The sequence below is a fragment of the Pseudomonas sp. NBRC 111123 genome (genome assembly GCF_001320205.1).
In the GTDB taxonomy this organism is placed as follows: domain Bacteria; phylum Pseudomonadota; class Gammaproteobacteria; order Pseudomonadales; family Pseudomonadaceae; genus Aquipseudomonas; species Aquipseudomonas putida_J.
Window position 1 is genome coordinate 1 of the sequence record NZ_BCAZ01000042.1, and the last position, 11,687, is coordinate 11,687.

8 protein-coding genes and 1 pseudogene are annotated in these 11,687 nt (G+C 62.3%); 6 read left to right on the forward strand and 3 right to left on the reverse strand.

Features of this window, described 5'->3' with window-relative positions; genetic code table 11:
• The first annotated feature begins 408 nt into the window (after positions 1–408).
• Together APH27_RS19490 and APH27_RS19495 are read left to right on the forward strand one after the other, a co-directional pair.
• Positions 409–2,352 (forward strand): FTR1 family protein, encoded by a 1,944-nt coding sequence (locus tag APH27_RS19490; protein ID WP_060485673.1) that lies wholly within the window; start codon positions 409–411, stop codon positions 2,350–2,352.
• Positions 2,353–2,479: 127 nt separating this feature from the next.
• Positions 2,480–2,929, forward strand: a complete 450-nt coding sequence (locus APH27_RS19495) for a YaiI/YqxD family protein (protein ID WP_060485674.1) — start codon at positions 2,480–2,482, stop codon at positions 2,927–2,929.
• 126 nt (positions 2,930–3,055) lie between these two features.
• Here the strand turns inward: APH27_RS19495 and elbB are convergent, their stop codons facing one another.
• Positions 3,056–3,724 carry an isoprenoid biosynthesis glyoxalase ElbB gene (elbB, locus tag APH27_RS19500; protein ID WP_060485675.1) on the reverse strand — a complete coding sequence of 223 codons (669 nt, stop codon included), beginning with the start codon at positions 3,722–3,724 and terminating at the stop codon, positions 3,056–3,058.
• 113 nt (positions 3,725–3,837) lie between these two features.
• On the opposite strand from elbB, the pseudogene APH27_RS26930 reads away from it, so the two are divergent.
• Positions 3,838–4,464, forward strand: a pseudogene (locus APH27_RS26930) (sterol desaturase family protein); the annotation flags it as partial.
• 501 nt (positions 4,465–4,965) lie between these two features.
• Here APH27_RS26930 and APH27_RS26105 read toward each other — a convergent pair.
• A complete protein-coding gene (locus tag APH27_RS26105) occupies positions 4,966–5,610 on the reverse strand; it encodes a DedA family protein (protein ID WP_081784349.1) in 645 nt (214 codons plus the stop codon).
• A 213-nt stretch (positions 5,611–5,823) separates the two neighbouring features.
• Here APH27_RS26105 and ppk1 point away from each other — a divergent pair, with 213 nt between their 5' ends.
• Positions 5,824–8,055, forward strand: coding sequence for a polyphosphate kinase 1 (ppk1, locus tag APH27_RS19515; RefSeq protein WP_060485677.1), 2,232 nt, complete (start codon positions 5,824–5,826; stop codon positions 8,053–8,055).
• Here ppk1 and ppx read toward each other — a convergent pair.
• Positions 8,042–9,544 (reverse strand): exopolyphosphatase, encoded by a 1,503-nt coding sequence (gene ppx, locus APH27_RS19520; protein WP_060485678.1) that lies wholly within the window; start codon positions 9,542–9,544, stop codon positions 8,042–8,044. The genes ppk1 and ppx overlap by 14 nt on opposite strands.
• Before the next feature lie 242 nt (positions 9,545–9,786).
• On the opposite strand from ppx, the gene trxA reads away from it, so the two are divergent.
• Positions 9,787–10,116 (forward strand): thioredoxin TrxA, encoded by a 330-nt coding sequence (gene trxA, locus APH27_RS19525; RefSeq protein ID WP_027920865.1) that lies wholly within the window; start codon positions 9,787–9,789, stop codon positions 10,114–10,116.
• Positions 10,117–10,347: 231 nt separating this feature from the next.
• Complete coding sequence (rho, locus tag APH27_RS19530) at positions 10,348–11,607, forward strand: transcription termination factor Rho (protein WP_003253661.1); 1,260 nt, start codon at positions 10,348–10,350, stop codon at positions 11,605–11,607.
• Positions 11,608–11,687 lie beyond the last annotated feature (80 nt).

An 11,687-nucleotide genomic window follows, 5' to 3' on the forward strand; every position in this document is an offset into this window, starting at 1 on the left:
ATCTCATAGGCGCTGCAAATCTGTTGGCTGGCACCTGTCAGCCGTCACCACTTCTCGCGGCAAGCCCCCCGCTGTCAGGCATTTCCGAACCTGAAACCAAATGCTTCAGTTCCGACTCCATGTCGAATTATCTTACGGCGCCTGTCGGAAGGTGTTGTCTTGGCTGGGAAGTGCTCCCGGACTACTGTCCCTGGGTCGCCTCGCAAGGCGATCGGGCGTGAGGCACCCGGGCCAAGGCACTGGTCGACGATATGGAGCTGGGCCTGAACAAGGTTCGTCAATAGACTTCAGGAACAGGGGGCTGCAACGCAGCCCCATCTCTACGGCAATCCATTTCATCTGATTTGTCTCAAGATTTTTCATGAAATCCAGCGACAACCCTTGAGAGAAGCAAAGTGGAAGTGAACAATGTTCTCTTTCGCATTCCCTCCGAGACTGGCCATGAAAACCCGTTCCCGTCTGCTCGCCTGGTTGCCGGCTGCAATGCTCGGCCCGGTGCTGGCGCTGTGCAGCACCCTGGTGCAGGCCGAAGCACCCGCCGAGGCCGCCAAAGCCTTGCATTTGCTGGACTACATTGGTGCCGACTACCCGCCGACCGTGGAAAACGGCAAGGTGATCGACGACGGCGAATACCGCGAGCAGCAGGAGTTCAGCACCGTGCTCGCCGACCTGGTCAAAGGCCTGCCGACCAATGCCGAGCAAGCCGGCCTGCAGCAAGGTGTGCAAGCGCTGCGTCAGGCCATCGACCAGCGCCAGGACGGCGCAGCGGTAGCCAAGCAGGCGCGCCAGCTGGGCGCACGCCTGGCCGTGGCGTACGAAGTCAGCCAGGCTCCGGTGATCACCCCGGACCCGGCCCGTGGCGCCTCTCTGTACGCACAGAATTGCTCGATCTGCCACGGCGATACGGGTGCCGGTGACGGCCCGGCGGGCGTGGGCCTGGAGCCGGCGCCGGCCAACCTGCGCGACACCGCACGGCTTGATCAGCTGAGCCTGTTCGACCTCTACAACACGTTGGCCCTGGGTATCGATGGCACCGAGATGCCGTCCTTCGCCGACCAGTTGGATGAGCGCCAGCGTTGGGACGTGGCTGCCTACGTCGCCAGCTTCACCGCCAAGCCTGAAGCAGCCAAGCGTGAAAAGACCTGGAACATCGCCGACCTGGCCCGCCAGACCCCGGCGGAAGTCGCCGCCACTGAAGGCGCCGCATCGGTCGAGGCGTTCCGTGCCCAGCGCGCCCAGCCGCCGCAGGTCAAGCGTGGCCCTGCGCAGTTGCTCGAATACACCGCCAGCACCCTGGACAAGAGCCTCGCAGCCTACCGCGCAGGCGACCACGATCAGGCCTACGACCTGTCGGTGGCGGCCTACCTTGAAGGCTTCGAACTGGTAGAAAGCTCGCTGGACAACATCGACACCGAAGCGCGAAAGACCACTGAAAAAGCCCTGATGGCCTACCGTCAGTCATTGCAGGACGGCCTGCCAGTCGCCCAGGTTGAACAGCGCCTGGCCGAAGCGAAAACCAAGCTCGACCAGGCTGCCAAGCTGCTGGGCAGCGATGGCCTGAGCTGGTCGCTGAGCTTCATTTCCGGCCTGCTGATCCTGCTGCGTGAGGGCCTGGAGGCGATCCTGGTTCTGGCCGCAATCCTGGCCTTCCTGCGCAATACCGGCCAGCAGTCGGCCATGCGCAGCGTCAACATCGGCTGGGGCCTGGCGCTGGTCGCGGGCTTTGCTACCTGGGCCGTGGCGGCCTATGTGATCGACGTCGGCGGTGCCCAGCGTGAGCTTCTGGAAGGCAGCACTGCGTTGTTCGCCAGTGTCATGGTGCTATGGCTGGGCGTGTGGATGCACGACCGCCGTCACGCCGCCGCCTGGCAGGACTACATCAAGAGCAGCCTGGTCAGCGGCGGCGGGCGCTTCGGGTTTGCCGTGCTGGCGTTCTTCTCGGTGTACCGTGAGCTGTTCGAAGTGATCCTGTTCTACGAAACCCTGTGGCTGCAAGCTGGCCCAGCCGGCCATCAGGCCGTGCTGGCCGGTGGCGCTACGGCGCTGGTGCTGCTGGTTGGCTTGGCCTGGGTGATCCTGCGCGGGTCGGCAAAGCTGCCACTGTCGCTGTTCTTCAGCATCAACGCAGGGCTGCTGTGCGCGCTGTCGGTGGTGTTCGCCGGGCATGGCGTGAAGGCGCTGCAAGAGGCGGGCGTGCTGGGCACGCGGCCAGTGGCGTTCTTCGAGTTCGACTGGCTGGGGATTCACCCTGATGTGTACTCGCTGAGCGCCCAAGCGGTGGCGTTGCTGGCCATTCTGGTGTTGTATGGCCGTAGTCGCCTGGTCGAGAAGCACCGGGCAACAGCTAACTGATTGGGGGCCGCTGCGCGGCCCATCGCGACGCAAGGCCGCTCCTACAAACGATCGCGTTTCCCGTAGGAGCGGCCTTGCGTCGCGAAAGGAGGGCAAAGCCCTCCCAGCTTTTTTGAGGATAAGTGCAATGCGCATCTGGATCGACGCCGACGCCTGCCCCAAGGCAGCCAAGGACTTGATCGTCAAATTCGCCCTCAAGCGCCAGCTCGAGGTAGTCATGGTGGCCGGCCAGGCCGTAGCCAAGCCGGCCTTTGCGATCGTCCGCCTGATCGTGGTACCCAGCGGCATGGATGCGGCCGACGATTACCTGGTCGAGCACGCCGTGCCCGGCGAACTGGTGATCTGTAGCGATGTGCCGCTGGCCGACCGCCTGATCAAGAAGGGCGTGGCGGCCCTGGACCCACGTGGCCGCGAATTCGACGAGCGCAACATGGGCGAGCGCCTGGCGGTGCGCAACCTGTTCACCGAGCTGCGCGAACAGGGCCAGGTCGGGGGAGGGCAAGCGCCCTATGGCGAACGCGAGAAGCAGGCGTTCGCCAATGCCCTGGACCGTATCCTCACCCGCTTGACCAAGTGATGGCCGGGGGTTGCCTAGCAGCCTATCGCCGGCAAGCGCGGCTCCCAGACCGACCGTATTCTGCTCAAGCCTTGCACAATCCTTGTGGGAACCGCGCTTACTAGTAATGGCCTGCGCAACAGGCCCTTATTGTTCACCTTCGTGGGTCAGTTCCAGTACCCGGTCCACCAGCTTGTTGATGCCGCTGGCCGCTTCACTGATCGACTTGGCGACCATGTAGGCCGGGGTCGTCACCAGCTTGCGCTGGGTATCTTCGACGATGTCATGCACATCGCACTCTTCATGCTTGCCACCCATTTTCTCTACGGCTGACGCGGTACCCGCATCATTGCCGATGGTGCAGACCACGCCCGGGCCATAGATCTTCGCCGCCAGCGCTGGCGAGATGCAGATCAGGCCGACCGGCTTGCAGGCCTCGGCAAAGGCTTCGGCCAGTGCCAGTACATCCGGGTTTACCGTGCACTCGGTGCCTTCCACGGCAAAGTTGGACAGGTTCTTCGCCGCGCCGAAGCCACCTGGCACGATCAGCGCGTCGAAATCCTCGGCCTTGGCTTCGCGGATATCCTTCACCTCGCCGCGAGCGATACGTGCCGACTCGGTCAGCACATTGCGCGACTCGGGCATTTCCTGGCCGGTCAGGTGATCGATCACGTGCATCTGTGCGATGTTCGGTGCAAAGCACTGCACCTGTGCACCGCGCTGGTCGAGGCGCAGCAGGGTGATCACGCTTTCGTGGATTTCGGCACCGTCGTACACGCCACAGCCGGAAAGAATCACCGCTACTTTCTTGGTCATGCTCATTACTCCATTTTCGAGGCGCTAAATGTCCTCTAGTTTGGCAGATGTGGCCATAGGGATTACTGCGGGCGCATCCTAATCTCTGTGGATAACCTTCGAGAGCGTTGCCCATGGACTTGATTCTGCTGGCCGTGCCGTTCTTCTTCGTGCTGATCGCGGTGGAACTGGTCGCCGACCGCGTGCGTGGCCAGCGCAACTTCACCCTGGCCGATTCGATCAACAGCCTCAGCACCGGCGCGCTGTCCACCAGCACCGGCCTGCTGACCAAAGGGGTTGGGCTGCTGACCTATGCACTGGCCTGGGAGCACCTGGCGCTGTTGCGCCTGCCGCAGGGCGCCGTGTGGGTCTGGCTGCTGGCCTTCGTGCTGTATGACCTGTGCTACTACTGGCTGCACCGTCTGGGGCACGAGCGCAATGTGCTGTGGGCGGCACATTCGGTGCATCACCAGAGCGAAGAGTACAACCTCACCACCGCGCTGCGGCAGACCAGCAGCGGCTTCATCTTCTCGTGGATCTTCTACTTGCCGCTGGCGCTGATCGGCGTGCCGCCGGTGGTATTCATCACCGTGGCGTCGCTGAACCTGCTGTACCAGTTCTGGGTGCATACCCGGCACATTCCCAAACTGGGCTGGCTCGAGTGGGTACTGATCACGCCATCCAACCATCGTGTCCACCATGCGCAAAATCCTGCTTACTTGGATCGCAACTACGGCGGTGTGTTCATTATCTGGGACCGTCTGTTCGGCACGTTCAAGGAAGAGGACCCGGCCGAGCCGGTGGTGTTCGGCGTGACCACACCCTTGGCCAGTTGGAACCCGCTGTGGGCCAACCTGCAGTTCTACGCCCAGCTGTGCAGCGATGCCCGCCGTACCCGTAGCTGGAAGGACAAGCTGCGCATCTGGTTCATGCCTACCGGCTGGCGTCCGGCCGACGTCGCAGCGGCTTACCCACAGGCGAAGCAGAACCTGGCGTTGTTCCGCCAGTTCGAAATTGCCCTGGGCCGGGCCTGGCAGGCGTACGTGGCGGCGCAGTTCGTCGTCTACATCGCGTTGGGCAGTTATCTGATGGACGTCGCCGAACGTGTGCCGAGCGCCGCCCTGGTGCTGGGCTGGTCGCTGATGGCGTTTGGCTTGTTCGTGTTGGGAGCGGCCCTGGAAAACCGGCCGTGGGCGGTGCGCCTGGAAATGGCGCGCCTGCTGACGCTGGTGCCGGCGCTGTATCTGGCCGGCACATTGGGCTTAGCGGTGGTCGTGCCCGTGTTCTGGCTGCTTCTCGGTTTTTACCTGCTGCTCAGCGTTGGCGGCTTGCTCTTCTGTCGCCGCGCGGCGCTCGGCGCGGATGGTGCGGAAGCGCCTGCGCAGCCAAAGCAGGGCACCCAGCAGCAGCAGGCCGCCGAGCACCCATAGCTCGTACTTCTTGATGCTGCCCAGCATGCCTTCGAGGATGGCGCCGAAGTGGTAGGCCGCCAGGCCCAGCGCCAGGGCCCAAACGGCGGCACCAATGCCGTTGAGCAGCAGATAGCGGCGCGGCGGGTAACCGGACAGGCCGATGGCCACCGGCATCACCGTGCGCAGGCCGTAGACGAAGCGGAAACTTAGCACCCAGATATCCGGGTGACGGCGAATATGCTCCAGCGCCCTGTCACCCATGGCCTGCCACCGCGGCTTGCGCGCGAGGATCTTGCGCCCGTGCCGCCGGCCCATGAAGTACCACAGCTGGTCGCCGGCGTAGCTGCCGCAGAAGGCCACCAGGACCACCAGCTTGATGTCCATGTATTCGCGGAACGCAAGGAAACCCGCAAGTACCAGAATGGTCTCGCCTTCGAAGAAGGTGCCTAGAAAAAGGGCAAAGTAGCCGAAATCCTGCAGGAATTGTTGGAGCATTTTCTGAGGTGCTGGCGAAATGAACGCGCAGCCTACCCCTTCGCGCGCATTCGTGAAAGTGTCCAAATGTGTCTCGACGTGAACAATTCCTACGCGGACAATACCGGCAGCCTCAAGTCGCACCTTGCGCGAAGCTGTAACACAGTCGTCATAATGGACGCTTATCTTGCCGCTCAATTGATCATAGGGCGTTAACGTCCTCAGGAACGTCAGATGAATAATGAAGTGCTAACCCCTGTCGCGATCAAGGATGCCCAGGCAGTCCCCGAAGAGATGGTACAGACCCCGCCGGACCTGCCCGAGGTTGCCGAGCCTGTGGTCGAAGCCGCAGCCCCGGCCCCTGCGCCGACGCCGGCCATTACCGTCCCGAGCCTGGACGACAGCAGCCTGTACATTCATCGCGAACTTTCGCAGCTGCAATTCAATATCCGCGTGCTGGAGCAGGCGCTGGACGAATCGTACCCGCTGCTCGAACGCCTCAAATTCCTGCTGATTTTCTCCAGCAACCTCGATGAGTTCTTCGAGATCCGCGTCGCCGGCCTGAAAAAGCAGATCAATTTCGCCCGCGAGCTTGCCGGCGCCGACGGCCTGCAGCCGCACCAGGCATTGGCGCGCATCAGTGAGCTGGTGCACATCGAAGTGGAGCGCCAGTATGCGATCCTCAACGACGTGCTGCTGCCAGAGCTGGAAAAGCACGCCATTCGCTTCATCCGTCGCCGCTACTGGACGCCCAAGCTCAAGGCTTGGGTGCGCCGCTACTTCCGCGACGAGATCGCGCCGATCATCACCCCGATCGGTCTGGATCCGACACACCCGTTCCCGCTGCTGGTGAACAAGAGCCTGAACTTCATCGTCGAGCTGGAAGGTGTCGACGCCTTTGGCCGCGACTCCGGTCTGGCGATCATCCCGGCACCACGCCTGCTGCCACGCGTCATCCGCGTGCCGGAAGACGTTGGCGGCCCGGGCGACAACTATGTCTTCCTGTCGTCGATGATCCACGCCCACGCCGATGACCTGTTCCAGGGCATGAAGGTCAAGGGTTGCTACCAGTTCCGCCTTACCCGTAACGCCGACCTGGCGCTGGACTCCGAAGAAGTCGACGACCTCGCTCGCGCCCTGCGCGGTGAGCTGTTCTCGCGCCGCTACGGCGATGCCGTGCGCCTGGAAGTGGCCGACACCTGCCCGAAACACCTGTCGGACTACCTGCTCAAGCAGTTCAGCCTGAGCGAGAGCGAGCTTTACCAGGTCAACGGCCCGGTCAACCTGACCCGCCTGTTCAGCATCACCGGCCTCGACAGCCACCCGGAGCTGCAGTACACGCCGTTCACCCCGGCCATCCCCAAGCTGCTGCAGAACGCCGACAACATCTTCAGCGTGATCGGCAAGCAGGACATCCTGCTGATGCACCCGTTCGAGTCCTTCACCCCGGTGATCGACCTGCTGCGCCAGGCCGCCAAGGACCCGCACGTGCTCGCGGTGCGCCAGACCCTGTACCGTTCGGGGGCCAACTCGGAGATCGTCGACGCCCTGGTGGATGCGGCGCGTAACGGCAAGGAGGTCACCGCGGTGATCGAGCTGCGCGCGCGCTTCGACGAAGAGTCCAACCTGCAGATGGCCAGCCGCCTACAGGCAGCCGGTGCGGTGGTGATCTACGGCGTGGTCGGCTTCAAGACCCACGCCAAGATGATGCTGATCTTGCGCCGCGAACAGGGCGAGATCGTGCGTTACGCGCACCTGGGTACCGGCAACTACCACGCCGGTAACGCACGCCTGTACACCGACTACAGCCTGCTGACCTCTGACGACGCCCTCACCGAGGACGTGGGCAAACTGTTCAGCCAGCTGATCGGCATGGGCAAGACCTTGCGCATGAAGAAGCTGCTGCACGCGCCGTTCACCCTGAAGAAGGGCATGCTCGACATGATCGCCCGGGAAACTCAGTTTGCCCTGGAAGGCAAGCCCGCGCACATCATCGCCAAGTTCAACTCGCTGACCGACGCCAAGGTCATCAAGGCGCTGTACAAGGCCAGCCAGTCGGGCGTAAAGATCGACCTTGTGGTGCGTGGCATGTGCTGCCTGCGCCCAGGCATTGCGGGGGTTTCGCACAACATCCAGGTGCGTTCGATCATCGGCCGCTTCCTGGAGCACACGCGGGTGTTCTACTTCCTCAATGGCGGCGAAGAGCAGATCTACTTGTCCAGCGCCGACTGGATGGAGCGCAACCTCGACAAGCGTGTCGAGACGTGCTTCCCGGTAGAGGGCAAGAAGCTGTTGCTGCGGGTGAAGAAGGAGCTGGAAGGCTACCTGACCGACAACACCCACGCCTGGACGCTGCAGCCAGACGGGCGCTACGTGCGTAGCACCCCGACCGGCAACCAGAACCCACGCAGTGCTCAGGCGACCTTGCTGGAGCGCCTGAGCAACCCGCTGCTCAACGTACGCTGAGGACGAAGCCGACCCGGGCCAGCCACTCCGCCTCGTTGGCGAAGTCGGCCTGGGTCAGCTGGTTGTGCTCCAGCCAGCCGTCCGGGAACACCACTTCAAGGCTGTCTTCGCCGGCCTGCAGTTCTACCTTGGGCATCTGCTGGTTGCCACGAATGTGGTGGAACAGGATGGCGAAGCGCAGCAGCACGCATAGGCGGATCAGTTGCACGGCGTCGTCGCCGAACTCTGTGAACCTGTCCTTCGGGATGTTGCGGCGATGGCCGCGCACCAACAGGGCCATCATCTGCTGCTCTTCCCGCGAGAACCCGGCAAGGTCGGAGTGCTCGATCAGGTAAGCGCCGTGCTTGTGGTAGTGGTAGTGAGCGATATCCAGGCCGATTTCATGGATTTTTGCCGCCCATGCCAGAAGATCGCGCCAATTGCCGTCTTTCATTCCCCACGTCTCGGCCACTTGGTCGAAGGCGTGCAGCGCCTTGCGCTCAACACGCGCTGCCTGCCCCTGATCGACGTGATAGCGCTCCATCAGCGAGTTGAGGGTGCGCTCGCGCACATCCTCGTGGTGATGACGGCCGAGCAGGTCGAACAGCACGCCTTCGCGCAGGGCCCCGTCGCAGTGATCCATGCGCTGCAGCTCCAACGCGTCGAAGATCGCCTCGAGAATCGCCAGGCCGGCCGGGAAGATGGTGCGCCGGTCGGGTTTGATCCCTTCGAAGTCGATCTTGTCGACCTCGCCCAGCTTGAACAGCTTGCGCTTGACCCAGGCCAGGCCCTCGGCATTGACTTCGCCATTACCCAGGCCGCCGGCCTTGATCGCGGCGCCAATGGCGCGAATGGTACCGGACGAACCGATGGCCTCGTCCCAGGTCAGGCGATGCAGGGCATTTTCGATGCTCATCAGCTCCAGGCGCGCGGCGGTGTAGGCCTGGGCGTAGCGCGCCGGGGTGATCTTGCCGTCGCGGAAGTAGCGCTGGGTGAAGCTCACGCAGCCCATCTGCAGGCTCTCGCGCAGCAGTGGCTCGAAACGCTGGCCGATGATGAACTCGGTACTGCCGCCGCCGATGTCGGCGACCAGGCGCTTGCCGGGGGTATCGGCCAGGGTGTGCGACACGCCGAGGTAGATCAGGCGCGCCTCTTCACGGCCGGAGATGACTTCCACCGGGTGGCCGAGGATGGCTTCGGCACGCTGGATGAATTCGTTGCGGTTACGCGCTTCGCGCAGGGCGTTGGTGCCCACGATGCGCACGGAGCCTGCGGGCATGCCGTTGATCAGTTGGGCAAAACGCTTGAGGCATTCCAGGCCTCGCTCCATGGCTTCTTCGCTGAGCTTGCGCTCTTCGTCGATGCCGGCGGCCAGCTGAACCTTTTCGCCGAGCCGTTCGAGAATGCGGATCTCGGTGTGGTGCGCCTTGGCCACGACCATGTGGAAGCTGTTGGAGCCCAGGTCGATGGCGGCGATCAGGGACAGGTTCTTCGCGGAGGTATGCGGCATTCTGTGTGTTCTCGGTCGGTAACCCGGCAATCGTGCCACGATCCTTGGCTGACGCCAACGCGCACCACACCGGGCCTTGATGCAAGGCAATGTGCCATTCCATGCTATGACACTTATGTGACAGTTTCGATTCGCGGCGTCTTGCACAACTATAGTTACACTCAATCGTCCGTGACTTCCTGTAGGGCCTGGGTGCGGCTATCATGGGCCACGTTTTTTTGCTTACGACCCTGGAGATATCCATGAGCAGCGATCTGATCAAACACGTCACCGACGCTACCTTCGAAGCCGAAGTCCTGAAGGCCGAAGGCGCGGTACTGGTCGACTACTGGGCTGAATGGTGCGGTCCATGCAAGATGATCGCTCCGGTTCTGGACGACATCGCTTCCACCTACGCCGGCAAACTGACCGTCGCCAAGCTGAACATCGACGACAACCAGGAAACCCCGGCCAAGCACGGTGTGCGTGGCATCCCGACCCTGATGCTGTTCAAGAACGGCAACGTCGAAGCCACCAAGGTCGGCGCCCTGTCCAAATCCCAGCTGGCCGCGTTCCTCGACGCCCACCTGTGACGTGAAGCAAAAAACCCCGCAAACGCGGGGTTTTTTCTTTTTCAGAGCACTAGACGCAGAAAAAAGCAAGTGTTACATTCGGCCTCGCACTGCTTCTCCAGTGCCCTCTGCACGCCGTCGCCGAAGCATCCCTAATTCGAATCAGTACGCGATCCTGTCGCCATCTAGCGGCGCGGCCTCATTAAGCCAAAGCTTAATTCTCCCTTCTTACATGATTACGTCACTCCCCTTATGAACCTGACTGAACTCAAGCAAAAGCCGATTACCGATCTTTTGGAAATGGCCGAACAGATGGGCATCGAAAACATGGCCCGTTCGCGCAAACAGGACGTGATTTTCGCCCTGCTGAAGAAGCACGCGAAAAGCGGCGAAGAGATCTCGGGTGACGGCGTGCTGGAGATTCTCCAGGATGGTTTCGGTTTCCTGCGTTCGGCTGATGCGTCCTACCTGGCCGGCCCCGACGACATCTACGTCTCGCCAAGCCAGATCCGCCGTTTCAACCTGCGTACCGGCGACACCATCGTCGGCAAGATCCGCCCGCCGAAGGAAGGGGAGCGTTACTTCGCCCTGCTGAAGGTCGACACCATCAACTTCGACCGCCCGGAAAACGCGAAGAACAAGATCCTCTTCGAAAACCTGACGCCACTGTTCCCCAACAAGCGCCTGAAGATGGAAGCCGGTAACGGCTCCACCGAAGACCTCACCGGTCGTGTCATCGACCTGTGCGCCCCGATCGGCAAAGGCCAGCGTGGCCTGATCGTCGCTCCGCCAAAAGCGGGTAAGACGATCATGCTGCAGAACATCGCGGCGAACATCACCCGTAACAATCCCGAGTGCCACCTGATCGTCCTGCTGATCGACGAGCGCCCGGAAGAAGTGACCGAAATGCAGCGCACCGTGCGCGGCGAAGTGGTCGCCTCGACCTTCGACGAGCCGCCAACCCGCCACGTGCAGGTTGCCGAGATGGTCATCGAGAAGGCCAAGCGCCTGGTCGAGCACAAGAAGGATGTGGTCATCCTGCTGGACTCCATCACCCGTCTGGCGCGTGCCTACAACACCGTGATCCCGAGCTCCGGCAAGGTACTGACCGGTGGTGTCGACGCCCACGCCCTGGAGAAGCCAAAGCGCTTCTTCGGCGCTGCACGTAACATCGAGGAAGGCGGTTCGCTGACCATCATCGCCACCGCGCTGGTCGAAACCGGCTCGAAGATGGACGAAGTGATCTACGAAGAGTTCAAGGGTACCGGCAACATGGAACTGCCCCTGGACCGTCGTATCGCCGAGAAGCGCGTATTCCCGGCCATCAACATCAACCGTTCCGGTACCCGCCGCGAAGAGCTGCTGACTGCCGACGACGAACTGCAGCGCATGTGGATCCTGCGCAAGCTGCTGCACCCGATGGACGAAATCGCCGCCATCGAGTTCCTGGTCGACAAGCTCAAGCAGACCAAGACCAACGACGAGTTCTTCCTGTCGATGAAGCGCAAGTAAGATCGTCGTACCACGCAAAAAGCCGGGGAAACCCGGCTTTTTGCTATCTGTATTTTGGCTATTGCGGCCCTATCGGCGCT